The sequence below is a fragment of the Streptomyces sporangiiformans genome (assembly GCF_005768555.2).
In the GTDB taxonomy this organism is placed as follows: domain Bacteria; phylum Actinomycetota; class Actinomycetes; order Streptomycetales; family Streptomycetaceae; genus Streptomyces; species Streptomyces sporangiiformans.
On the sequence record NZ_VCHX02000123.1, the window covers coordinates 86,982 to 110,214 of the forward strand.

The following is a 23,233-nucleotide window of genomic DNA, read 5'->3' on the forward strand; positions in this document are numbered from 1 at the left end:
CCGATCGAGGTAGGGCCGGGGTACAGGAGAGGTTCGCTTCCAGGGGCCCGGGGCAGGCATGGCGCAGACTCTGTGGTCGATCTTCTTCTCCCGCATCAGTTTCTCCAGCTCTGTGTCCGACAGCGGGTGCAGAGTGTTCAGGAGATTGCGTAGCCCGGGTCCGTCGAGGGTCTCCCGCGTCGCCCGCCTGGGCAGCGGGCATCCTCGCACTCGCCCCGATCACCTCGGCGGCGACAAGGCGTACAGCTCCCGCCGTAACCGCCGCTACCTGGGCAGACGCCACATCAAGCACACCATCCCCGAGCCGAAGGACCAGCGGGCCAACCGCAAGCGCCGGGGCAGCAAAGGCAGTCGGCCCGCCGGCGTCGACAAGACGATCTACAAGCCCAGGAGCGAGGTCAAGCGGACGATCAACAGGCTCAAGAACCTTCCGGGCCGTGGCCACGAGGTACGACAATCGGGCCTACGTCTTCCACGGCACCGTGACCGTCGCCGCGAACCGGCTCTGGCTTCGCCCATGATCCGCCGGACAGAACCTGGCGGTGAGGCGCTCGAGAGTCAGTGGAGCAGCGCCGCTGTGCGCCATTACCGTGCTGCCGAACCAAGTCGTCTGGGCAAGGACGTGCCGGTTGCTGCGGACTTCTCACTGAAACCGGTGTACTTCTGTGCTCAAAAACTGGGTGGTCGTGCCCACCTGCCTGCCGCTCGTTCTCCGCCGTAGCCACGCGTGCGCGTCCGAGCGCTTCCGGGCAAGCGGTAAATTTCGCGACAATGCAAACCACAAGCTCATCGACGCCTGGCTCCTCGCGCTCTGTGCCGTTTGCGGGGAAACTGCAAAGCTCACGGTCCTGGAGCGGATGAACGTGCGCTCCGTACGACCTGAGCCGCTGGACCGGTTACATGACAACGGCCCTGGCCTGGCAGCTGAAATGCTCCAGGATCCGGTGGTACAGCGCCGTAATCGCATCGCCTTCGACTGGGACAACGCCTGGCGCCTCGACACCGGCGGATCGGATCACCTGGACTGCGAGGTGATCAACGTCTCGGTCCGCTTTGCGGCGCGGATCCCTGTCCGGCCGGTGCGACTGATCGCTGAAGGTTGCGGTCTGCTGAGCGGACCGGCCGCACCGGGGGCCGGGGCGGCCCCCATTCCAGTGACACCCGCCCGCAGTCCAGGCACGGACAACTCCCCTGTGACATCGAGGTCTTGAGGCGCACAGCGCATGCTTTCGTCAGCCGTGCATCCGGTACGCATGCTCCTACCGACCATGTCGGCACTCCAGCAGCGAGAGCGCGTGCCGGGCGCAGGCGAGCGGGTCGAGAACCGCCTCCGATGCGTGCCCTCCGCCCGCCCTTTGGCTTGTTCGGCGTTCACTCACCTTTGGCCCGCCTCATGCCACTCGATCAACCCGACCCGGCGACATCCAGCTCATCCCGCCCCGGCCGTACGGATACTCGCCTCGCTCACGCCGGGGAATCCGCGGATCCGCGATCACCGCCATGTCAGACGATCTTGACGTCGGACAGCCGGCCCGCGACCAGCACGAGTACACGACCACCGACTCTTCGACGCCGATGGCCCGTCTCCCCCGCCTGCCTGGCTCGCGGGGACCACTCGGCAGTTTCTGTAAAGCGGAACGTTGTCAGCTTTCGCCGCTACAGCAGGGAACGCAGCGTGCGATCAACGATCCAAACCAACCCTGTGGTCAGCAACTTCAAGTTGGACAAGGCTCAATGAGGCCTGGTCCGCCACCACGGGGGGAGTGCCGGACCAGGCCTGAGGTCCACGGTGCCACACCCGTCCCCGAGGCGCGCGGTTTAGGGGTGAAGTCGCCGTGGAATGGCGCGACTTCGTTCGAGCCGAGTGCTCTACGTGCGGGCTTGGAGCAGCGCTAGGACGGCGGCCGCGTACGCGCGGGATCGTTCCCATACGGCGAATGTCGATCCACCACTGAGGTGTGTTCATCCTGAACGTGCAGGTCGCGGGTGTGGCGTGGGTGGGGGTCTCCTCTCGTGCCTGCTGCTTCCCTGCTGCTTCCCGGCGAAGCGTTCTGCGAGCCCTCCTACGGGAACTGCTTCTCCTCGCGGCCGATGTCGTCGATCGGGCCGAGGATCGTCCAGCCGGGCCCGAGGGGGCGGGTGGAGCGGAAGCCGTGGGCGTCCGCGTACTCCTCGGCCTCCTCCGCGGTGTCCTCGGGGGCGCGCATGATCGTGTAGCGCGGGGGGTCCTCGTGGTAGAAGCGGTAGAACGTGCGGCCCTCGTCCTTGGGCTGGTAGAGGATCACGCTGACGCCCCAGAGGGCGTCGTACACCTTCTGGTCGCGCGGGGGCGTCGTCGTGCACGTGTCGGAGGGGCGGCCGGGCTCGCGGACGCAGGTCCGGTACCGGCTCCAGTCGATGCGTTCGGCGCGGGGGTGTTCCGCGATCAGCTTCCGCATCCGGGCGTCGGCCCGGGCGAAGGCGTCCTCGCGGCGGTCGTACTCCTGCTGCAGCCGGTTGAAGCGCTGCTCGTCTAAGCCGCCGCCGAAGTGGGCCTCCAGGCCCGCGAGGACGGCGACCCGCCAGGCCAGGTACCCGGCCGTCACGACGAGCAGCGTGACGACCAGGACCCGGCCCGGCGAGCGCCTGTGGGGCATCAGGTCGGCGAGGTCAGAACGTGCCGCTGATGGGGATCTCGATGTCCGCCTGCGCGATCGGCGGGGGGTACTTCCCGTCGAACCGGTCATAGTGCTGGAGCGTAAACCAGTCGATGAAGCCGTACTCCGTGATCTCGTCGTCCGGGTCGAGACCGAAGTGGTCGTAGGAGTGGAAGACGAGCTTGCCGGAGAAGGAGTTGCCCTCGACCTTGTAGTCCTTCAGCGCGATCGTGTGGCCGTGGAACTGGTGGATCGCGATGGAGAGGGCGCGCTGGTTGGCGTCCCAGAGCGAGAAGTCGTACACCGGGTACTTCACGTCCTGGCGGAGGAACTCCTGGAAGAGGAAGTTCTTGGAGAGGTCCTCCTGGACCTTGAGCTGATCGGTGCGGCCCTTGTTGTCGATGAGGGACTGCGTGATGATCTGGCCGGCCTTGTCGGTGTACGTCTTCTCCTGCGGTGAGGCGCCGACGGCGCGGGACAGGGCCGTGCCGGAGCCGCGGTAGAGGTAGCGGCCGGGGTCGAAGTTGTCGTCGACGGTGACCGTGCCCGCGCCCTGGCCGCCGCGGCCGTAGCGGAAGGCGTTGCGGAGGTCGTCGACGGACTGGGCGTAGTCGGCGTCGGCGCCGAGCTTGCCGAAGTTCATGATGTCGTTGAACTCGGCCCACATCCAGGACTCGGGCGTGATGCGGGCGACCCAGAACTCCCAGCCGAGGTCGGTGAGTTCGTCGAAGTTGTAGTCGTTGAAGGTGAGGTCGTCGGCGACGCGCGGGTCGGCCGGGACGGGCGGGCGCTGGGGGTCGGGGGCCTTGCGGCGGCCCTCGCGGAAGGACGACTGGTGGATCAGCATGTCGGTCGGGGGCGGGTCGCCCGGGTCACCCGGGTCCCCGCCGTCGCCGGGGCCGTCGGAGAGGATTCGCTTGCCAGGGGCCTTGGGGCCTGCCTTGTCGAAGGCGTGGCTGTCGAGGACGACGTACTTGGCGGAGCCGTCGGCCGTGGCCGTGATCGTGCTGCCGCTGCGCTGCTGGCCCGACTGCTTGACGAGGTGGCGGGCCTTCTCGTCGTAGCGGTAGAGGGCCGGTGCGGTGCCCTCCGTACGGTCGGGGTCGAGGCGGAAGGTGAGCCTTGCGGCGCCGTCCGCGGGGGCGGAGACCTGGAAGCCGTTGCCGAGGTAGCCCGGAGTGGACTCCGGGAACTCCCGCTGCTTGGCAGGGAGCCTGGTGACCTGGAAGCCGCCGACCTGCTTGGCGCGCAGGCCCTTGAGCGTGGCCTCGGCGGCGGTGGCGCCGCCGTCCGCGCGGCGGGTCACGTCGAAGGCGGAGTTCTTAGCGCGGGGGGAGGCGTTGAGCCTCGTCTCCTCGCCGTCCTGGACGCCGTCGCCGTCGGTGTCGGCCTTGGTGGGCTCCGTGCGGAGCTTCAGCTCGCGGGCGTCCGCGAGGCCGTCCTGGTCGGTGTCGGCGCGGGTGGGCGTGGTGCGGAGCTTGAGCTCGCGGGCGGCCGTGAGGCCGTCCTGGTCGGGATCTTCGGCGCCGTCCTTGGTGCCGTCGCCGTCGGTGTCGGCCTTGAGCGGGGTGCTGAAGCGGTAGCCGAGCTCGGCGAAGTCGGAGAGGCCGTCGCCGTCGGTGTCCTCGGACTTGGGGTCGAGCTTGGCGCGCACCTCCAGGTCGTCGGGGAGGCGGTCGCCGTCGGTGTCCTCCGTCGGCGAGATGCCGTGCTTGGCGAAGGACGCCCAAGTCGGGGTATCGGCCTTGGCGCCGGGCTCGGCGCGGTACCAGACGGTCTCGGTCCTGCCCGGCTGGAGGGTGTTCGTGGGGCCGACGCCCTGGAGCGTCGTGCGCGCGTCCTGAGGGGCGGCGAGCTTCGCGGCGGAGGTGTCCGTGATGCGGTCAGAGAGCTCGAAGGTCAGCGACCATTTGGAGACGGGGTGATCGGAGACGTTCTCGAGCTGGAGCCGGGCTACGTACGAGCCCTCCGTCGCTCTGCCGCGGAGGGCGGCCGGGACCTGGCTCCACGCCGCGTCGCCGGGGGCGACCTGGCGGTAGGAGACGTCGACCGTGTTGTCGCGGTAGAGCGTCGCCCCGTCGGTGGCCGCGCCGTCGCCGGGGGTTCCCGCGGCGGCGGGCACGGCCGTGCCGAGGAGAAGGAGTAAGGCCGCGCCGAGGGGCACGGCGGCGCTTCTGTTCATGGGGCCTCCCATGTCTGAAGACATGCCTGTTGTCTCGAAGCTGCCGTTGTGTCACGGCAGTTCGGAATCGAACGGGGAAGCTAGCAGACGTGGGGGATGGTTCCCAAGGTGTGGTGGAGGCGAAATTGAAACGTTTGGGAGATTGGTAAGCCCTGTTCCGCTTGTGTTCCTGCTCTGCCTGGGCATCAGCCTGGCGACCAAGGAGGAGCTCGGGGCCAACGGCGGCTACGTGCTCTTCCCGAGCAATCCGACCTTCGAGTCCTACAACGTGGTCCTCTCCGGCGGCGTGGTCACGCGGGCCGCGGTGGTCAGCGTCGTCATCACCCGTCCGGTTTGATCACTTGGTGTCCAAGGTGGCCCAGGGCCCGACGGGGTTGCGGGCGGATCCCCCTGGGGAAATGAGCGGCAGAGCCCCAAGTCCCCTTGGTACGGTGCGCCGATGTCAGCGATCAAGAAGTTCCAAGTCACCTTTGACTGCGCAGAACCTGAGCGTCTCGCTCGTTTCTGGTGCGAGGTGTTGGGCTACGTTGTACCGCCACCACCAGAGGGATTTGCCACTTGGGATGATTTCAAGCGTTCGCAGCCACCTGAGCAGCGGGATTCATGGTTCGCCTGCATAGATCCCTCAGGTGTGGGTCCGCGACTGTACTTCCAGCGCGTCCCCGAAGGGAAGGCCGTCAAGAACCGGGTGCATCTTGATGTGCGGGTCGGCACCGGACTCATGGGTAAAGAGCGCCTCGCCGCACTTGAGGCCGAATGCGCACGACTGGTCCCGCTCGGCGCAGTACACGTGCGAACGCTGTATGCCGATGAGGAAAACGAGTCGTGCATCCCGATGCTGGACATCGAGGGCAACGAGTTCTGTATCGACTGAAGCACGTGGGGCGGGAGTCATCCCGTGAGGGCGAGGTTGTGCAGCCGGGCGATGCCGAGCTTGGCGGTGTGAACGCCGTCGCCTTTCAGGCGGCAGTCGCGAAGGATCTTCCAGGTCTTCATCCGCGCGAAGACGTGCTCGACGCGGGCTCGGCCCTTGCGGTGGGAGGTGTTGTGCTCCTCCTTCCACGCCGGCAGTTCGGTCTGGCCGCGTTCACGGCGGTGCGGGATGAGCAGGCCGGTACCCCGGTAGCCGCCGCCCGCGATGACCGTGGCCCGGCCAACGGCGGCCTTCACACCGGACCGTTCCCACGCCTTGCAATCATTGCGGTTGCCCGTGACCGGCCGGCCGACGGCGACGACGAGTCGGGGTCGGCGTCGTTGACGACCTGGTGGTTGGTCGAGTACCGGTAGCTCTTCGACACCTCGGCAACCGTATGATCGCGCGTGGGGACCAAGGTGCCATCGACGATCAGCACGGCGTCCTTACGCAACCGCTGACGGGACTGAAGCGCGAGCGACGGTCCGAGGTGGCCGATGATGCGGTTAGCGGCCGACTTCGACACCCCGAACAGCTCTGCGAGCTGCCGCAGCGTCAAGTTCATACGCCAGTAGGCCGCTACCAGCAGGATCCGGTCCTACAAGGTCAGGCTCCACGGTCGGCCCTTGCGTACTGGGCTCGTACTTTCGCTCCGTATCGCAGTGACCAGCTTGCCGAACTGCCGCGGGCTCAGCCCGGTGAACGGGGCTATCCAGGATGGCTCCGACGCCGTAATCAGACCAGGAACGGCAAGATCATGCCACCGCCCCGGCGCGCGTGACCGGGCCTGCCAGCAGCGCCGGGAGCAGGTCGACAGGCGGGACGGGATGGGGAAGCGGTCGGTAGTAGGTCGCGCAGGCTCCTGCGCGCACCGCGTCCTCGGGATCCGTAAGCAGGAGCCGACGCACCGGTTCCGGGGCCTGCGGCCACCATTCGGCAAGCGTCGCCCCGATCTTCGGCTCCGGGTCGGCCGCGAGCCGGGCGCGCAGATCCGTCGGCACATGATCGCTCTGCGCCAGGTACTCGCGCACCTGCAGGTCGGCGTCGCCGAGCAGCCGCTCGAACAGCTCTCGCGGTGCGCCGTACGCGCCGACCACTACGGTCGCGCGTATCGCCGGATCCGGGTGGTCGATAAGCGTCATCCGGAAGGCATGCGGGAGGCTGCGGTTGAGCGCGAGCGAGTGCGTGAGCCAGTGATCATCGACGGCGATGACCTCGGCGATCATGTCGTCGGCCAGGTCCAGGCGCTTGGCAACGCTGCCAAAGCCCCTGCGATAGGTGAAGAGGCGGCGGACGAGTTCGGGAGGCAGCACAGGGTTCCCAGCGAGTCCCTCCACCACCTTGTCGAGGTGAACCGGCGGCGGCGTGACGTCCGACACGGCAAGCGACCCTTCTGGCTCGGCGAGCTGACCGCAGAGTTTCTCATGCGTGGTTGTTTTCTTGCGCTCCGCAAAGACAATGGGGACTTCGGCTGAGCAGGTCTGTCCGATCATCGATCCTGGAGCGGGCAGATTCAAATTCAGCCAGCGCCAACAAGGCGGCCTGCTCCGTGGCAGGATGACGACGCGTTGACCCGAAAGCCCGATGCCGCGTAGGCGTTCCGAAGGGGCTACGTGCCAAGCGACGGGTCGGAGAGCTGAGACATGGTCGCCTTCTATTCCTCCGCGCTGGACGGAGTCGCCGCCAACCCGGCCCTTCCCACACCGCTGCTGCTGCGACTGATCGTCTTCGACGGCGGAGGCCACGGCCCTCCCTTCCAAGCCCTCCACCGGCCGGGACTGCCCGAACAGGTCGTGGCGGCTGTCCTCACCCACCCGGTCCTGGACGCGCGAGTCCAGTTCGCGATGAGCGGCCAGGCGGATGCTGAGCAGCGAGCCCGGCTCGCGGACGACCCCTCGCCCAAGGTGCGGGCCGCCGTCGCAAACGGACCCGAGTGGACCCACGATCACCGGACGAAGGTCCGTCCGCTGCCGGACGCCGTGTGCGGGTGTCTCCTGGAAGACCCCGAACCCTCCGTGCGGAGCGCACTGTTGCACTCGCCCCATTTGGCGCCGTCCTTCCTCGCCTCCCTGGTCCGGCATCCCGATCCGGCCGCACGACGTGCCGCCCTGCGCGTCTGGGACGAATTGACGCCGCACGGACGTACCACGCTGCTCGACGACCCCGACCCCGAGGTACGGCGGTCTGCGGCGCTGTGCGCGTGTCCTTGCGACGCACAGCTCACGGCGGCGCTGCTCCGTGACCCCGCCGCCCTGCCCGAGGCGCTGAGTCGGGGGCTTCTCAATCGCGCGGACGCCGAGCGGTTCCTCATCGAGGGCGTCCATCTGGTCGAACTCGCCGGTAATCCGTCTCTGCCGGCCGACCTCGTGGATCGTCTCGCCGTCGACCCCGACGAAGGGGTACGGCTCGCCGTCTCCCTCCGGCCCGAGCTGACCGAGTCCCGACGCGCCGCGATCGATTTCACTGTGGCTCCGCACGCACGGGGTGACGTGGACTGGGTGGCGGCTGGCATCGCCGATCAGGACGTGCTGCACCGGGCCGCGACCTCCGCCCATCCTCTGCTGCGCCGCGCTGCGGCCCGCAGCCCTCACCTGCCGCCCGATCTCCTGCGGCTTCTGGCCGAGGACACGGACGTCGTCGTGCGCACCCACCTGGCCGTGCATCACCCCGAAACCCCGGAGGAGGTCCTGATGAGCGTGTACGCACGGCTCGGCGGGACGTTCTCCGCCTGGATGGCGACCGGTCACCCCTGTTTCCCCCGCGAGGGGCTCGCCGCCCGCTTCGCGGACCATCCGGACGGGATCTACCGACAGCTGGCAGTCCGCGACCCCGCCGCCGGCTCCGATCTGATCGAGCGGCTCAGCCACGATCCGGACGTCTGGACGCGCCAGGCGGCGACTCGCGACCCGCGCCTGCCGCTTCCTCGGCTCCTCGAGGCCCTCGCCCTGCCAGAGCTGGCCTCCAGCGCGGGTGCTAACCCGGCCCTTCCCCCGGGTGAGATGGCCGTGGTCATGGACGAGGCCGGGGTACCCGCATGACGACGGGTGCCCGCCTCCAACCCCACCTCCCCAAGACAGCTCTGGGACTCCTCCTCGGCGCACTGGCCACAGCAGTTGGCGTCCTCTACCTGATGCACTCCGTCCGCTGATTGCGTGTCAGACCTGATTCCCACCGCACTACGGGGAGATGGGGCCGTTCTTCTTGTCCGGGTGCGCCGACAGGACGTGAGCATCCACACGAACCAGCGTCCCGCGCTGTCCCGGCTCACGGTCACCGTGGTCGGCATTGCCCCCTCGGGAAGGGGACGCGACCAGACGATGTCCAGCGGATCGGCCATCTTCGCCAAGTACAGACAACCGTCACGAAGCCGGAATGCCGAGGACGTGTACTCCGCGCTCGCACAGGAGTTCTTCTTCGCCTTGAAACGCGTGCTGCGGTTGTCCCCGCGGCGGTTGGGGCACTCGCCTGCAGCGGCTACGGAGTATTGCTTGTCAGGACGACCCTGCATGCTCAGATGGACATCACGCCATGGGGCAACTGGCTCCTGACCGCCTGCTATCCGCCTGTGGCCGCCTGGGGGCCGCTGCTGGGTGTGGTGACCGTGCACTACTACCGGCGCCGCACGCGCGGGTGAGGGGCGGAAGCTCCGTCAGCTGGTGGCGGCGCCTTGCGCCGCCCGGGCATCACGGCGGATCGCCGCGTACAGATCGACCTTGGACTTCCGGCGCCATCGCGCCTTCCCCCCGCAGAGAACCCGCCAAGCTCCCACCGCAAGGCCCCAGGTGTTGCCAGAACTCAGATACATCGCCCTCCGGGGTGTCAGCTCCCACGTACAAACCCACATGTAAGACAACAGGCCCGTTCCGTACGTGCCCTACCGATATCCGATGGTTCTTCAGGCATGTTGGGCATCTGAGGGACTTCCGGGTCGCCGGTGGTGCAGTACGGCAGCGACCTCGTCAGATCCGCGTCGAGTTCCGGGTTCTCCCGGCCCCACTCCTTGACCTGGCGTTCGTGCCCGGCGCGAGTGCGCTGTAGAGCCTGATGGAGTCGTTCGGCCCGCACCGAAGACGTCATGGTGCGGCCTTGCCCTACTCCTGTGGCCCGCTCCCCCGCCCTATGCGGCGACTCTGCCTAGTGCTTCGTGCGTCCACGATGAGACCCGGCTGCCGACGCCTCCTAAACTCTCATGTCATGCTCTCTCCATCCCCTCATGCCACTGTGCTCCATGCTGGCCGCAGGACCGTGCTGGGCCTCCTGATTGCGGCTGTCCTCCCACTTCTCCTGGGGGTCTTCGGGGTGGGCGGACTGGTGACGGGCCGGGTCACCACGGAGATACTGATCATGGTGGGCGTCGGCGCGCTCGGCGTACTGATGCTGGTGGTGGCATGGCGGCAACGGCATCAAAAGATCGCCGCGGACCACACGGGACTGTGGGTGCACAACGGCCGTGCCCAGCAGGTCATCCAGTGGGAATCGGTGGCCGGCATCGGCGTGTACTACACCGCACAGGCCATATCGCTGGAGGTGGTCCCCCGCGGCCCGGCCAATGACCGCGACCCCGTCCTGCGTGCCCTGATCCGCGATGACGAACCGCTGGCACCAGAACTGCCCCGAGTCCGCTATCGCATCACACTGCCCCAGGTCGGATGGCGCACTCTGGTGGAGGCGGTCCGGCGCCGCAGCGAAACCCACCCCTCCCTCCTGTGGTGCGGTCAGATCAACTACAACCCGGTCATGGCGGCTCTTGCTCGTCGGCGGTCTGATCGCACCTGACGGAGCGGCAAGCCCCGGTGATGCAGGAAGGCCCCGGACTGAGGCGAATTGGAGGAATCTCCCTGTATCTCGCGGTGGCTCCCCTCACCAGCGCAGAGACGCCAGCTGCTCCGAGACGCCGGCAGCAGGGGCTGACCGAGACGGTCGGCGAGGCCATGACCGCACCCTTCAGCCTGTACCTGGACCGCAGCATCCGGGGCTCAGGAAGCGGTGGTGTCGCGGAGTTCCACGACCATTTCAGCCTCGACTGCGATGTTGAGGACGAGCTGGTCGGCCGCGATGGCGCTGCGGGCGTGCCGTCCACGTTCGCCGAACACGGAGCCCATCAGGTCGGAGACTCCGTTGATGACCGCCGCCTGCCGGTAGAAGCCTGGGGCGCTGCTCACCCAGCCGAGGATCTTGACGACGCGATGTACTCGGTCCAGCGATCCGATCTCGGCACGCAGAGCTGACAAGAGGTTGAGACCGGTCAGGCGTGCTGCCTGGTAGCCCTCTTCCTCGGTGAGATCCTCACCGATCCGGCCGGCATAGCGCACGGTGCCATCGGTGATGGGACCTTGTCCGGAGAGGAAAACCAGGTTTCCTGCGGTGACGGCCCCCACGTAGTTGCCCGCCGGTTCGGTGAGTGCGGGCAGGTCGAGATTCAGTTCGGCCAGGCGTGCTTCTGGTGATGTCATGTTTCTGCTCCCTTGAAGTTGAGGTCTGGTGGTGGGAAGTCGAGTACTGAGGTTGCCGGGCGTACCGGCGGCGCGAGGATCGGGCCGTGACGAAGCCGGCGAGGACTGACCGGTCGGAAGGTGGCTGTCCCGTGGTCTCGCGTCCGAGGATCTGGCGAGCTATGACCCACTTGTGGATCTCGTTGGCGCCTTGCTGTAGCGGTCGATCGCCTCGACCGGGGCGCGTGCCGGTGTTCGTGCCCATCATCGTCACAGGGTCGCGGTGCCTCGGAAGCAAGTGGTCGTCGCTCCACCGACCCAGACCGACCCGTCGGAGTCGGCGGTGATGGTGATGTCTCCCGCTCGGCCGAGCCGTGCGCCCTGGGAGACCTTGTAACTGGTGGGTGCCGCACCGGAGCCGGTCATCCACTGGCCGACCGAGGCATTCATGCTGCCGCACACCGGATCTTCGACGACCCCTGCGCCGGGGGCGAAGGTGCGCAGCTCGAACGCGTGCTCCGACCCCGGCGGGTACGCGCCGATGGCCCCCACCATGGCCGTCGGGATCCGCGACAGGTCGGGTTCCAGGTCCAGGACCTCCTGAGCGGTGGCGAGCCGCACGACCGCCCAGCCGGGGCCGTTGTCGACCCACTGGTGGGCCAGCACCTGGTCGCGGTCGATGCCGAACGCCGCTACGACCTGCTCCAGGTACTCCTCCTCCAGCTCACCGGTGCGCCGGGTGGGCGGGGCCGCGAAGGACAGGATGCCCTAGCCGCGGCGCACCTCCACAAGCCCGGCCTCGCACTCCTGCACGACGCGGTCTCCATGGCGGGGGGGGTACCGCCGTGCTCGAGCCAGGCATGAGCTGAGCCGAGGGTGGGATGGCCGGCGAACGGCAGCTCGCCACCAGGGGTGAAGATCCGCAGCCGGTAGTCCGCTTCCGGGACCGACGGCGGCAGCACGAACGTCGTCTCCGACAGGTTCGTCCAGCGGGCGACGCGCCGCATCGCCTGGTCGTCCGGCTCGGCTCCGTCGAGTACGACAGCGACCGGGTTCCCGAGGTAGGGGGTCGACGAGAACACGTCGACCTGCGCAAACGGACGTGAGCGCGGCAAAGTCATCGGGAACCTTTCAAGAGCACAGGAAATGGATGTGAACGTCGCATACGCATCGGCAGCGACACCAACATCTCAGCGGATACCGAGGGCATCGAGGCAGGGCCAATCCCAGGAAAATGGACTGGCTTTGGTCGGCAACCGACTCGTCGGCATCCTCCACGGATGCCTCAAGACCCGAACCCTCTACGACGAAGCGGCCGCAAGGAGAAGCCACGTGTCCCGATAAAAGACCGACGCCCCGGCACCACCGCGCCGACGAACGATCCGGCCGGTCACGGGGCGGCCTGACCTGCAAGATCTACCTCGCTGGTGAAGGCGGATGCCGCCCCATGGCCGTGGGCGTCGGCTGGCCGTGGGCGCCGGCGAGCCTGGGGCGGCAGCAGAAGCTCTCAACACCGTAGTGCTCACGGGAGGCGATCCACCGCTCACCCTCCCGCCTCTCCCGGGCGAACCCAATCACCTTGGCGACCGCGGCCTTCAAGTTGTCTTGGCGGATCTTGCCGAATCGGCACCCCGCCCAGCACGCTCAAAGCGTGCAAGCAGAATCCGCGGGATGCGGATGGACGGTCGGCGCCCCGGTATGCGGCGAAGCACCGCCAGCGGATATCCCGGTGGCCCCAGCCCGGTCACAGCACTGGCTGGGAGAATCATCGCGGGCCGTCGCTGAGCGGAGACCAGGACGCCGGGGCCCCGACGGCGGATCCTGGAATCAGGATGCGAATCGTCTGTGTCATTGTCGTCCTGGCTGCCGCGAACCTGCTCAACAACTGGCTCGTGCGGGGTCCCTATGTGTACGTGCTCACTTGTGTGGCCGCGACGGCCGTTCTGCTGCTGATCGCCCACTGGGACGGTCTCACCCGGGCCGACCTGGGGCTTGACGCGGCGGCTGTGCGCCGGGGCCTGCGATGGGCGCCCGTCCTGGGCGGTGGCGTCCTCGCCGCCCTCCTGCTCCTCCTTGCCATTCCGGCCACCCAGGAGGTGTTCCGGGACTCCAGGGCCGTCGACCTGTCCGCGGCACAGTTGCTGTGGCGCGTGCTGGTGCGGGTGCCGTTGGGCACCGTGCTGCTGGAGGAGACCGCCTTCCGCGGTGTGCTGTGGGCCATGATCCGGCGTCGGCGCGGAACGGCGTGGGCCACCGCCGTGTCATCGCTGCTCTTCGGTCTCTGGCATCTGCTGCCCTCCCGTGGCCTCAGCCGCTCCAACACCGCTGTCGGAACGGCCATCGACAGCGGCTCGGCAGGTATGACTCCGACGGTGACGGCAGCTGTCGCCGCCATGGTCGCAGCCGGTGTGATCCTGTGCGAACTGCGGCGCCGCTCCGGCAGCCTGCTGGCGCCCGCGGCGCTGCACTGGGCGATCAACGGCTTCGGCTACGCGCTGGCCTGGGCGGCGCCCCGGTGGTGGCTTTCCGCCTGAGATTCTTCTTTGTCTTCGGGCCACTTGATGTGCGGTGATCGCGCGTTCGCGTTTGACCGCGCCCGGCGGCCGGAGCGAAAGCACGACTACGTGCCCGCCGAGCAAGGCGGAAGGCCGTGCTGAAGGCCCGGGGGTATCTCCGTGTCCGTGGGCTTCCGCTGCATGCGGCGGTCTCCCGCCGCGTTGCCGTCAGGGGTGCGCTTTGCGCAGGTCAGGGCGTGGGGCCGTCGCGCGGTCGGCTCATGTGGTCTGGGACGGTGGATGCGGCGCGTGCTCTCGCGCAGCCTCGGTGCACGGGGTGGGGTTCAGCGGATGCCGCTCCCCATGGCCGACCATCCAGGTAGTCCATGCCCGCCGCACAGGGCCGGGCAGTACGACTGAGTCTCGCCGGCCGCTGGCGTCACCCGTCCTCGGCGTCCTTGGCCTCCCAGCGCAGCAGGTCTCCCGGCTGGCACTCGAGCGCCTCGCAGAGCGCGGCGAGTGTCGTGAAGCGCACGGCCTTGGCGCGGCCGTTCTTGAGCACCGCCAGGTTGGCGGGCGTGATCCCGACGCGTTCCGCGAGCTCACCCACGGACATCTTCCGCTTGGCCAGCAGCACGTCGATGTCGACGGCGATCGGCATCAGATCACCTCAGCCAGCTCGGCCTGCATCTGCGCCGCCTCGATGTCGCGCTCGACGGCCTGCGCGAGCAGCATCCGCAGCACGAGCACGATGAGCGCGACCCCCAAAACCGCCAAGGCGACCCCGCCCAGCAGGAGCACGATGCCCGGGGGCACGGCTTCGCCCGGCGCCAGGACCACTCCGAGCGCGAACACCAGGAGCGCGGCCGCCACCATCGAGCCGATCACGATGTGCACATAGCGGAAGGCGGCGTGGGAGAACACCGTTCCGCGTCGCACCATCCGCACCAGCCGCCACACGCAGACCAGGACGACCTGGACCGTCACCATCCCCAGGACCGCGATCACGAGAGTCGGCGTGCGCACGTGCGCGATGTCCGCGTCGAGATCCTCCAGGTCGATGGCCAGCAACGGCACCATCACCGCCTGCACGAACACCGAGCCGGCGAGCAGCACCACGAGCACGGCTCGCAGCGCGAGCACTGTCAGCTTTCCCATCGCCTCTCCTTGGATCGAACAACGATGGACATCTATCGATACTCGATAGATATAGCAAGAGAGAGGCTGGCAAGATGAGACCCCGCGCAGACGGCAGAGTCCGCCAGGACCGCAACGACGCGCTGCGCGCATTTCGCGCCGACAGAATCCTGGACGAGGCCCGTGAGACCGAAGATCCCGTCCACCTCGTCCGTATCTTCGGAATCTCCATCACCACTGCCATGAAATACATCCACACGGCCCACCCCCACCGCGGCGGCCCTATCCCTCCGTGACGGGTTCAGCCGAGATACGCCTCGTACGCCTCGCCGCGGCGGCCGGGACGCACGCCCCGTCACAGGTCGGAGTGATCGCGGCAGGGTCCCCGTCGCGGTAAATCCGGTATTTACTGCGGCAGTTGTGCATACGTCTCCGCGATCGAGCATCTACCCGAATGCTGTTCTGCTGTGCGGTCTTGAGGGGGGGACTGTCAGTGCCCGATGCCGACCAGGCCTGGCGCCAGCATGTTTGCCTGGGTCATGCCCCCAAGTCCTCCGTCACGGGCAGGCACTCGGCGAGCAGGTCGACGACGTCGCGCCAGGCTCGCTGCGCGTGCTGTGGGTGGTAGCCGACGCCGGGGACCATGGGGTGGTCGACCGGCGGGTGGTGGAAGGCGTGCAAGGCGCCGCCGTAGACCGTGAGGCGCCAGTCGATGCCCGCGGCCTGCATCTCAGCGGTGAACGCGTTCCGTTGCGCGGGCGGCATGATCGGGTCTTCCGACCCGACCCCGGCCCACACCGGGCAGCGAATGCGCGCCGCCTCGCCCGGTCGGCCCGTGGTAGTTGCGTTGACTGTCCCGATCGCGCGCAGGCTGACGCCATCGCGCCCGAGTTCCAGCCCGACGGCGCCCCCGGTGCCGTAGCCGACGGCGGCTATCCGGTCGGGGTCGGTCCTCGGTTCGGCGCGCAACACGTCGAGCGCCGCATGGCCGATACCCCGCATCCGGTCGGGATCAGCGAGCAGCGGCAGGCAACGGGCCAGCATCTCCTCGGGGTCACCCAAATAGCGCCCGCCGTGAAGGTCGAAGGCCAGCGCTACGTAACCCAGCTCGGCGAGAGCATCGGCCCTGCGGCGCTCGACGTCGCTGAGCCCCATGCCTTCTGGTCCGAGCAGCACCGCGGGCCGGCGGTCGACACCGGCCGGGAGCGCGAGGTGCCCGATCATCGTCAAACCGTCGGCCGGATACTCGACCGGACGCGTCGTAATCGTCGTCATGAGACTGGACTGTAGTGATCGTCGAGCCCGGTCCGGCCGGTGTTCTGCCGCTGGCAGAACACGCGGGTATCCCTCTGAAATACGGCGCGGGCTCACAAGAACCGTCACAAACCCCGTCCCCACGGCAGCGCTGTCGGAATCATCCCGTTGCCCCTTTGGGGAGTATCTCGGTCACACCCGCATGACAGGCGGGTGTCCCTGAACTCGTCCGTGCAGAGCGCCCTGCCGTCCACCAACGCGCAGGTTCCTGCGACTGAGCGGCCAGAAATTCGCGAACCCGCCTGCTTTGCCTGGAGGCATCGTCGAGCCCGAAGAGGATGTCGAGGCTGCGGCCGCCCGAGAGCTGCTGGAGGAAACGGGGTGTCAGGCGGACTCCGCCGAGGTCGTCGCTCGCGGCGTTTCCCTGCTCCGGTAGGCGATTGCGCAACCGCCGGGCCCTCCGCCACTGCCTCGCACGACACGCCGAAGAACTGAACAAGGCATCAGGCGGGCCCCCAGCCTCAGCCGGTCGCCGCACGCCCGACAGTTCCTCTCCCCCGGCCCGCCCGGTGCCCTCGGACACCACGCCAGCGTAGAGCCCAAGGCTACTCAGAACCGGGGATCAGAAACAGCTTCTGACGTCGTCACGTGACCGTCGAAGTCGGTGCGCCGGGTGACGCCACGGCCGGCGGCGATGCGGTCGAGTAGCAGCTGGAGCAGCGCCTGTTCCTCGGGATGCTGGCGCAGGTAAGAAGTCACGACATCCTGAATGTGCGGCGCAGGAAAGCCCATGCTGCTCCTTCGTCAACTCCCCGAAGACCGCGGCAGGTTCGCGGCCGGGCGACGGCCTGCAGGCGTATCGCCTCCATGACGCACGGCTTGCACCAACACCACCCACGCCGAGGTCCATTCTCGAAGGTGCTGATGCCAGCCGCCGACGTGCCGTTTCAGGGGTTCGGCATCCCGGGCGGCGCCATGGTCGGTACCCCGGCTCGGGCAGTTCAAGCCATCTTGCTCAGCGCTCAACTTCGCAGTGCAGCCCAGTTCGAGAATCCTTTCTTCTGGCCTCGTCCCAGGTCATCGGGTCGTATCGCCGCAGTCCGCCCTTCGTTGAACGGCCGCTCGGATTGTCCGGATCACAGCCCCGAGTCCCGCTGTTGGCACCTGCGTGCAGGGCACCGCCACCGCTTCTTCGCCTACAAACCGTGCCGTGCACCACCGGCTCCTGCCCGGCAGGCCGACCGCTGGCCTCATTCACCGCGGACGACACGCTCGTGCTCACAGGCGGTGCACGTGCCGGACGCGAGCTCAGCCGCCCGCGGCAATCGCTCGATCAGGTGACGACCCCCCGTGCGAGTGATCGAACAGTGCATCACGGCCACATCACCCAGTCCCCGCAAGGGACACCCCCCGTGCTCGAACTTTTGACCGACACTTCGCCTGCTGTTACCCGTAACGGCCTTTCCAGCACCGGAGTTGTTGTGTCGCCTATGCCGCTCACCCTTTTCAGGAGGAACTCATGAATCCCGTCCCCGCCCCCGCCCCCGTGCCCCCTGCGTTCGAACAGCGGGTCCACCTCGTGCACGGCGTTGACGCCGCCCGTACGTTCGCCGCGGATCCGGCACGTCCGGAACCGAGGTGGGGGGCATGAGCGTCGCAAAGCCGATTCCGCCTGTCCTCCTGGAGTGGGCCCAGAGCGTCATCGGAACGGTGCACCTGGTCCGAGACGTCTCCCACGGCCGCGGGAACTCCCGTGTGTGGCAGCTGACGTATGCCACCGGGATTGTCTTCGCGAAGCTGGCGCCGAGCCCGAAGTCGTTCAGCCGCGACACCCGCGCCCTGCGGGAAGTGGTCCCGGGCCTGGAACCGGGCACCGCGCCCCTACTGCTGGCGGCCGACCCCCTCCAGCTGGCCCTGCTGCTCTCCCCGGTGTCCGGCCGCACCGTGAAGTCGCTCTCCCTCGCCCACGCGGAGCAGCGCATGCTGCACCGGCAGGCCGGCAGCTGGCTGCGGCGCTTCCACGGCTCTGCCGGCGAGTTGTCGGCCCAGGACCATGCCGATGCCGACGCAGAGATCGCCCGCACCGCTGCCGGCGGCGAGAAGCACCTGGACCGGGCCGGGAACCTGATCGGCCCGGAGGACCGGCGGACCGTACGGTGGCATGCCGCCGCGCTCGGCCAGCTCGGGCAGCTCGGGCAGCTGCCCGCGGGATACGTCCACGGCGATTTCCAGGAACGCAACTGGCTGCTCGACACCGGCCCCGCGGCCCGGGTGTTCGGGGCGGTGGATCTGGAGCGCGCCCGACCGCACGCTGCCGTCGCTGACCTCGTCCTCCTCGCTTGCGGATCCTGGGTCGGCCGCCCCGACCTTCAGGAGGCGTTCTTCGAGGGGTACGGCCGCGCGCTCACCGCCGAGGAGCAGTGGGCGCTGCGCTGTCTGTCCGTGCTGGACGCGGCGAGCGCCATCTCGTGGGGCGTGCCCAACGGCGACGACGAGATCGTCGAACGCGGGCGCGCCACGCTGGCCCGGCTGGAGGTGCAGGCCGCGTGAGCGATCAGCACTTGAGCCCGGCGAACGTCATGGTGCTGCTTCAGCGTGGCGACGGGCGGATCCTGGCAGTGCGGCACAACGACAAGTCCAAGACCTCTGCGAACCAGGTCACCGTGATCGGCGGAAAGCTGGAGGAGGACGAGTTCATCGACGAGGGCGAGCTGCATGAGGAGACCGGTGTCCGTGTCGCTGCCTCGGACCTGGAGATCTGTCAGACGGTGCACTACCGGGGTCCCGACGGCGTGCGGGTGATCGGGGCGGTGTCCACCGCGCAGCGGTGGCAAGGCGAGCCGTGCAACGCCGAAATGGACAAGCACGACGCCATCTTGTGGATCGATCCCTGTAATCCACCTACGGACTGCCACCCCTACATCCGGAAGGCCTTGGCCAACTTCATGACGGGGCACCTGTACGGGAACATCACCGTGCCGGCGAGCGGGGGCGGTGCATGACGGCCTCTCCTGAACCCGCCCCGCGCCCGCCTCTCGCCTCCCCTCCTCCGCAAGGTGGAGCCCAGGCCCTGTGGCGCCAACGCCCCTACATGACTTATGTGGCGGGCGAGGCGACCAGTGTGGCCGGATCGTCGGTGAGCAGCGTGGCCGTGCCCTATCTGGCCGTGGTCGAGCTGAGCGCCTCCACCGCCGAGGTGTCCGCGCTCGTGTTCCTGACGCAGCTGCCCAGCCTGCTGTTCGCCTTGCACGCCGGGGCGCTGGCCGACCGGTATCCGAAGCGTCGGCTCATGATCAGCGGGGACCTGGTCTGCCTGTTCGTCCTGCTCACTCTGCCACTCGCGGCCGCGTTCGACTGGCTCACCTTCCAGCATCTGATGGGGGTCGCCTTCGTCCAGTCCACCGCTGGGGTCGTGCACGATGCCGCCGCCATCGCCTATCTCCCCACCCTGTTGGACCGATCCTTGTTGCAGCGCGGCAACAGCCGGATCGGCGGCCTGTTCTCCGTCTCCGCCACGGCCGGCAGCAGCCTCGGCGCGGTGCTGGTCTCCGTCCTGGGGGCGGCCCGCGCCCTCATCGCGGACGCCCTCTCCTACGCCGTCAGCGCCTTGTGCACGACTCGTATCCGCATCGCCGAGCCCCCGCCACCGTCCCAGGCCCCAAGTGCGCGCCTACGTACGGAGATCGCGGAGGGCGTGCGGTACGTCTTCGCCGACACGACCCTGCGCACCCTCACCGTCACGAACTCGACCATGAGCTTCGCCCTGGGTGTGCTGAACACCGTGTGGGCGCTGTACCTGCTGCGTGAACTCCGCTTCACCGCCACGGCCTTCGGCCTCGTCATGGGGGCCGCCGCCCTGGGCAGCTGCGTCGGCGCGCTGTTCGCCCCGCGCATGACCCGGTGGTTCGGGCCCGGTCCGATGATGCTCACCGCGCTCATTCTGACCCCGATCACCCAGTTCCCGCTGCTTCTCGCCTCGACGGGGCGCTCCTGGCAGATCGCGATCGCCGCCGCGCTCGCCGTCCAGCTCCTGTGCGCGGCGGCGGCGGGCACCACCCAGCGGTCCATCCGGCAGATGATCACCACGCCCCGTCTGCAGGGACGCATGCAGGCGGTCAGCACCTGGCTCACGGGAGGCTCGCGCCCCTTCGCCGCACCCCTCGCCGGAGTCATCGGCACCCTGCACGGGGTACGCAGCGCCCTGATCGCCGGCACCGTTCTCCTGCTCGTTCCGGTCGTGGTCCTCGCCCTTTCTCCGGTGCGCTCCCTTCGTGCCCTCCCGGTGACGGCACCCGATCCCGGCAGCGACGCCCCTGCGCCGGCAGACGTCCCGGCCCCCGCCAACGAACGCGCCCCGCTGAAGACGGAAGGAGACAGGCCGTGACGGAGACCGCCGACCGACTGCATGACGAGAGCGGCGAGGCCGACGACGTGACGGCGGCGCCCGCCGCCGAGGAAGAGCTGGCGTTCGACCACCCCGGCGGGGACAGCCTGAAGCTGGCCGACTTGCTGACCGGACGCACCATGGCCCGTCGGCTTCCCTCGCTGATCCGCAGAACCTTCTCCCTGGCCTGGCAGGTCGACCGCAGGGCCGTCGGCGTCCTTCTGGCCTGCCAGATCGTCTCCGGGATCTCGGGGGCACTCGGTCTGTTCGCCACCACGAAGGCGCTCTCCGTGCTCATCGAGACGGCCCACGACACGAGCCGGCTGCCGGCGGCGATCCCGGCCGTGGCACTGCTGGCCGCGACAGCCGGACTGCGGGCCCTGCTCGGCATCGCCATCCAGGCCCTGTCCAACCGGCTCTCGCCGCGCATCTGCCGCGAGGCGGAGTACAAGATGCTGGAAGCGGCCACCAACTCGGAACAGGCCGCCTACGACCACCCCGGCTTCAACGACCGGTACGACGCCGCCGAGCGGGGCGTCGACGTCAGCCGGGACATGATCGGCCAGTCACAGAACTACATCTCCTCCCTCGCCACCTTGATCGCGGCCGCCGTGGTCCTCGCCAGCCTCTACCCGCTGCTCCTGCCCCTGCTGCTCATGGCCGCGGTACCGCAGGCGATCGCCGCCATCCGCGGTGAGCGCGTCACCTACCTGGCGGTGGTCGCCACCCACAAGGACCGGCGCGTGATGACCATGCTGCGCTGGCACCTGATCGCCAAAAACCAGTCCGACCAGGTCCGCACCGACACCCTGGCCCCCTACTTGCTCAGCAAGTACAAGGCCAGCGCGGAGCGGGTGGAAGCCACCAGCGACACCGCCGCCTGGGACCGGGCCAAGATCGCCGTCGTCGGTGCCGCCGCCACGGGGTTGGCGTCCTCGGCGGTGTGGGGTGCGGTGTTCCTGCTGCTGGGAACCGGCCGGATCTCGGCGGCAGCGGCCGGCACCGCCGTGTTCGCGCTGCGCTCCGCGGCCACCGGACTGCAGGGGCTCGTCGGCTACGGCCGGGACCTGTTGCGTACCGGGCTCTACCTCGACGACTGGGAGCGGTTCGTCAATGAGGCCGCCGGCCAGCGCTTGAACCGCGGCATCATCACACCCCAACGGCCGCGGCACATCGCCCTTCGGAAGGTCTCCTTCCGATATCCGGAGGCGGACGAGGACACCCTCCACGAGGTCGACTTCGAGGTCCGTCAAGGCGAGATCGTGGCCGTAGTCGGGGAGAACGGCTCGGGCAAGTCGACTCTGATGAAACTGCTGTCCGGGCTCAACCTGCCCAGTAGTGGCGTCGTCACCTGGGACGGCGTCAGCGTCGCCGACCTCGACCCGCACGCGATGTGGCGGCAGACGTCCGTGGTGCCGCAGGACTTCGCCCGCTGGCCCATGACCGCGCGCGAGAACATCACCTTGGGCCAGCCGTGCGCCGAGGGCGACGTGGCCGTGAAGCGAGCGGCACGGGCCAGCGGAGCCGACGACGTGATCAGGACTCTCCGGTCGGGGCTGGGCACGTTACTGGCCCGGGAGTGGTGGGGCGGCGTGGCGCTGTCGCCGGGGCAGTGGCAGCGGATCGCGGTGGCCCGACCAGCGCACCGTGACGCGGGTCTGCTCGTCATGGACGAGCCCACCTCCGATCTCGACGCCCGGGCCGAGCACCGGATTTTCACCGGACTGCGCGACATGGCCGGGGAGCGGGCCGTCGTCCTGGTCACCCACAACCTCGCCAACACCTCCGTCGCTGACCGCATCGTGGTCATGGACAAAGGCCACGTGGTGCAGGAGGGCGCCTTCCACGAGCTGGTCAACCAACCCGGATTGATGCAGGAACTGTGGCGCCTGCAACAGGACCGAGCCGCCTACCGCACCGAAGGGAATGACGCGTGACCGCCTCCCCCGTCGCTTACTCGGAGCGCTTGTGGGCATCCGGCCGCCGCTACCGGCAGATCACCGACACCGAGACCCAACTCCTCGCCGAACACCTCGGTCCCGGCCACGGACGTCCGGCGCTCGACCTAGGGTGCGGCGATGGTGCCCTTACCCGCCATCTGCACAATCATCTCGGCTACCGGCCCACCGGCATCGACTGCGCACCCAGCACCCTCGCCACAGCCACCGGCCCGCACACAGACGATCATCCCCACTGCCAGGTCATGGACTTCGCCACCGACGACCTGAGCGAGCTGCCCGATCCGGCGTACGCGGTCATCACCTTCCGGCTCGTATTCCGGTTCGTCACCGACAAGGGCGCCTTCCTTGACCAGGTCCGTCAACTCCTCGTCCCCGGCGGGACCTTCTGGGTGGTCACCGAGCTCACGACCGACGGGCTGACGACGATCCCCTCAAGAGCCTGGGCATCACCGCGCCCGGAGTCGAACTCCTCACCTCGCGCTGATCCACCGTGACCGTCGTAGACCTCGACCGGCTGGCTTGCTTGCGCCCCGCGCCCGTAACCCCACCTCGATCGGAGGAAACCCCTTTGAGTAGCGAGCATGCTGGTGGTTCCGGCTATCAGCACTTGTGGCATGGACCACCGTCGTTCTCCTGAGTGCCAGCCCGCCACGGTGGTCACCGTCGGCTCTGGATGGCGGTGGTGCGGACCACCGCCACCGTTGGAGCTGCCTTCGGCCAACTCGGGGTCTGAGGAACATCCGCGTCAGAACGTGCGCTAACTGGCTCTAACAAAAGCTTTGATCTTGTGACCGTGGGCTTGTCTGCTCGTTGGTCTGGTCGTGAGGAAGAGACAGTCG

23 protein-coding genes and 4 pseudogenes are annotated in these 23,233 nt (G+C 68.4%); 15 read left to right on the forward strand and 12 right to left on the reverse strand.

All coding sequences use genetic code 11. The annotated features are described in order from the left end of the window. Positions 1–118: 118 nt before the first annotated feature. Together FGD71_RS16475 and FGD71_RS16480 are read left to right on the forward strand one after the other, a co-directional pair. Positions 119–521, forward strand: a pseudogene (locus FGD71_RS16475) (transposase family protein); the annotation flags it as partial. Between the two features lie 144 nt (positions 522–665). Continuing rightward, positions 666–1,211 (forward strand): DUF1062 domain-containing protein, encoded by a 546-nt coding sequence (locus FGD71_RS16480; RefSeq protein ID WP_119101203.1) that lies wholly within the window; start codon positions 666–668, stop codon positions 1,209–1,211. 852 nt (positions 1,212–2,063) lie between these two features. On the opposite strand, the gene FGD71_RS16485 is transcribed toward FGD71_RS16480, so the two are convergent. Next, positions 2,064–2,636: a hypothetical protein gene (locus tag FGD71_RS16485; protein WP_205571128.1), complete on the reverse strand. Its 573-nt coding sequence runs from the start codon at positions 2,634–2,636 to the stop codon at positions 2,064–2,066. Positions 2,637–2,649: 13 nt separating this feature from the next. Further along, positions 2,650–4,818, reverse strand: a complete 2,169-nt coding sequence (locus FGD71_RS49675; protein WP_119101205.1) for a DUF3289 family protein — start codon at positions 4,816–4,818, stop codon at positions 2,650–2,652. A gap of 163 nt (positions 4,819–4,981) precedes the next feature. Between FGD71_RS49675 and FGD71_RS47420 the strand changes: the two genes are divergently transcribed. Both FGD71_RS47420 and FGD71_RS16495 read left to right on the forward strand, forming a co-directional pair. Beyond that, positions 4,982–5,155 carry a hypothetical protein gene (locus tag FGD71_RS47420; RefSeq protein ID WP_162931149.1) on the forward strand — a complete coding sequence of 58 codons (174 nt, stop codon included), beginning with the start codon at positions 4,982–4,984 and terminating at the stop codon, positions 5,153–5,155. 102 nt (positions 5,156–5,257) lie between these two features. Beyond that, positions 5,258–5,692, forward strand: coding sequence for a VOC family protein (locus tag FGD71_RS16495; RefSeq protein WP_119101206.1), 435 nt, complete (start codon positions 5,258–5,260; stop codon positions 5,690–5,692). A 17-nt stretch (positions 5,693–5,709) separates the two neighbouring features. On the opposite strand, the pseudogene FGD71_RS16500 reads toward FGD71_RS16495, so the two are convergent. Further along, a pseudogene (locus FGD71_RS16500) lies at positions 5,710–6,470 on the reverse strand (transposase). 16 nt (positions 6,471–6,486) lie between these two features. Then, positions 6,487–7,224, reverse strand: a complete 738-nt coding sequence (locus FGD71_RS16505; RefSeq protein WP_240436615.1) for a hypothetical protein — start codon at positions 7,222–7,224, stop codon at positions 6,487–6,489. 150 nt (positions 7,225–7,374) lie between these two features. On the opposite strand from FGD71_RS16505, the gene FGD71_RS16510 reads away from it, so the two are divergent. After that, positions 7,375–8,769, forward strand: coding sequence for a Mucin-2 (locus tag FGD71_RS16510; RefSeq protein ID WP_119101207.1), 1,395 nt, complete (start codon positions 7,375–7,377; stop codon positions 8,767–8,769). Between the two features lie 181 nt (positions 8,770–8,950). Here the strand turns inward: FGD71_RS16510 and FGD71_RS48880 are convergent. Further along, positions 8,951–9,158: pseudogene (locus tag FGD71_RS48880) on the reverse strand (RNA-guided endonuclease TnpB family protein); the annotation flags it as partial. Between the two features lie 767 nt (positions 9,159–9,925). On the opposite strand from FGD71_RS48880, the gene FGD71_RS16530 reads away from it, so the two are divergent. Next, entirely contained in the window at positions 9,926–10,507 is a 582-nt protein-coding gene (locus FGD71_RS16530) for a hypothetical protein (RefSeq protein WP_140935907.1), read from the forward strand. Positions 10,508–10,707: 200 nt separating this feature from the next. On the opposite strand, the gene FGD71_RS16535 is transcribed toward FGD71_RS16530, so the two are convergent. The 3 genes from FGD71_RS16535 to FGD71_RS49685 all read right to left on the reverse strand — a co-directional run bounded on the left by FGD71_RS16535 (position 10,708) and on the right by FGD71_RS49685 (position 12,284). Next, the gene (locus tag FGD71_RS16535) at positions 10,708–11,184 is read right to left on the reverse strand and encodes a RidA family protein (protein WP_119101209.1); all 477 of its coding nucleotides are present in this window, start codon (positions 11,182–11,184) and stop codon (positions 10,708–10,710) included. 249 nt (positions 11,185–11,433) lie between these two features. After that, positions 11,434–11,928 carry a PhzF family phenazine biosynthesis protein gene (locus FGD71_RS49680; protein ID WP_338120055.1) on the reverse strand — a complete coding sequence of 165 codons (495 nt, stop codon included), beginning with the start codon at positions 11,926–11,928 and terminating at the stop codon, positions 11,434–11,436. After that, positions 11,856–12,284, reverse strand: coding sequence for a PhzF family phenazine biosynthesis protein (locus FGD71_RS49685; RefSeq protein ID WP_276147142.1), 429 nt, complete (start codon positions 12,282–12,284; stop codon positions 11,856–11,858). The genes FGD71_RS49680 and FGD71_RS49685 overlap by 73 nt, the downstream gene beginning before the upstream one ends. A 195-nt stretch (positions 12,285–12,479) precedes the next feature. On the opposite strand from FGD71_RS49685, the pseudogene FGD71_RS16545 reads away from it, so the two are divergent. Both FGD71_RS16545 and FGD71_RS16550 read left to right on the forward strand, forming a co-directional pair. Next, positions 12,480–12,617: pseudogene (locus FGD71_RS16545) on the forward strand (IS5/IS1182 family transposase); the annotation flags it as partial. A gap of 378 nt (positions 12,618–12,995) precedes the next feature. Continuing rightward, positions 12,996–13,697, forward strand: a complete 702-nt coding sequence (locus FGD71_RS16550) for a CPBP family intramembrane glutamic endopeptidase (protein WP_119101210.1) — start codon at positions 12,996–12,998, stop codon at positions 13,695–13,697. Between the two features lie 400 nt (positions 13,698–14,097). Here FGD71_RS16550 and FGD71_RS16555 read toward each other — a convergent pair whose 3' ends face one another. Both FGD71_RS16555 and FGD71_RS16560 read right to left on the reverse strand, forming a co-directional pair. Beyond that, positions 14,098–14,319, reverse strand: a complete 222-nt coding sequence (locus tag FGD71_RS16555) for a helix-turn-helix domain-containing protein (RefSeq protein WP_119101211.1) — start codon at positions 14,317–14,319, stop codon at positions 14,098–14,100. Further along, entirely contained in the window at positions 14,319–14,816 is a 498-nt protein-coding gene (locus FGD71_RS16560) for a DUF2975 domain-containing protein (RefSeq protein WP_119101212.1), read from the reverse strand. The genes FGD71_RS16555 and FGD71_RS16560 overlap by 1 nt, the downstream gene beginning before the upstream one ends. A gap of 74 nt (positions 14,817–14,890) precedes the next feature. Here FGD71_RS16560 and FGD71_RS16565 point away from each other — a divergent pair, with 74 nt between their 5' ends. Next, positions 14,891–15,091, forward strand: coding sequence for a hypothetical protein (locus FGD71_RS16565; RefSeq protein ID WP_119101213.1), 201 nt, complete (start codon positions 14,891–14,893; stop codon positions 15,089–15,091). A gap of 241 nt (positions 15,092–15,332) precedes the next feature. Here the strand turns inward: FGD71_RS16565 and FGD71_RS16570 are convergent, their stop codons facing one another. Then, a complete protein-coding gene (locus FGD71_RS16570) occupies positions 15,333–16,070 on the reverse strand; it encodes a dienelactone hydrolase family protein (protein ID WP_119101214.1) in 738 nt (245 codons plus the stop codon). 253 nt (positions 16,071–16,323) lie between these two features. Here FGD71_RS16570 and FGD71_RS48885 point away from each other — a divergent pair, with 253 nt between their 5' ends. Next, positions 16,324–16,485: an NUDIX domain-containing protein gene (locus FGD71_RS48885; RefSeq protein WP_420878311.1), complete on the forward strand. Its 162-nt coding sequence runs from the start codon at positions 16,324–16,326 to the stop codon at positions 16,483–16,485. Positions 16,486–16,658: 173 nt separating this feature from the next. Here the strand turns inward: FGD71_RS48885 and FGD71_RS16580 are convergent, their stop codons facing one another. Beyond that, the gene (locus FGD71_RS16580) at positions 16,659–16,841 is read right to left on the reverse strand and encodes a hypothetical protein (RefSeq protein WP_119101216.1); all 183 of its coding nucleotides are present in this window, start codon (positions 16,839–16,841) and stop codon (positions 16,659–16,661) included. Positions 16,842–17,696: 855 nt separating this feature from the next. On the opposite strand from FGD71_RS16580, the gene FGD71_RS16585 reads away from it, so the two are divergent. The 5 genes from FGD71_RS16585 (at position 17,697) to FGD71_RS16605 (ending at position 22,888) form a co-directional block, all read left to right on the forward strand. After that, the gene (locus FGD71_RS16585) at positions 17,697–18,599 is read left to right on the forward strand and encodes an aminoglycoside phosphotransferase family protein (protein ID WP_119101217.1); all 903 of its coding nucleotides are present in this window, start codon (positions 17,697–17,699) and stop codon (positions 18,597–18,599) included. After that, on the forward strand, positions 18,596–19,051 hold the full coding sequence (locus FGD71_RS16590; RefSeq protein WP_119101218.1) for an NUDIX domain-containing protein: 456 nt from the start codon (positions 18,596–18,598) through the stop codon (positions 19,049–19,051). Before FGD71_RS16585 ends, FGD71_RS16590 begins: the two co-directional genes overlap by 4 nt. 89 nt (positions 19,052–19,140) lie before the next feature. Then, positions 19,141–20,433 (forward strand): MFS transporter, encoded by a 1,293-nt coding sequence (locus FGD71_RS16595; protein ID WP_240436616.1) that lies wholly within the window; start codon positions 19,141–19,143, stop codon positions 20,431–20,433. Then, positions 20,430–22,370 carry an ABC transporter ATP-binding protein gene (locus FGD71_RS16600; protein WP_240436617.1) on the forward strand — a complete coding sequence of 647 codons (1,941 nt, stop codon included), beginning with the start codon at positions 20,430–20,432 and terminating at the stop codon, positions 22,368–22,370. The genes FGD71_RS16595 and FGD71_RS16600 overlap by 4 nt, the downstream gene beginning before the upstream one ends. Continuing rightward, positions 22,367–22,888 carry a class I SAM-dependent methyltransferase gene (locus FGD71_RS16605; protein WP_240436618.1) on the forward strand — a complete coding sequence of 174 codons (522 nt, stop codon included), beginning with the start codon at positions 22,367–22,369 and terminating at the stop codon, positions 22,886–22,888. The genes FGD71_RS16600 and FGD71_RS16605 overlap by 4 nt, the downstream gene beginning before the upstream one ends. The last annotated feature ends 345 nt before the right edge of the window (positions 22,889–23,233 follow it).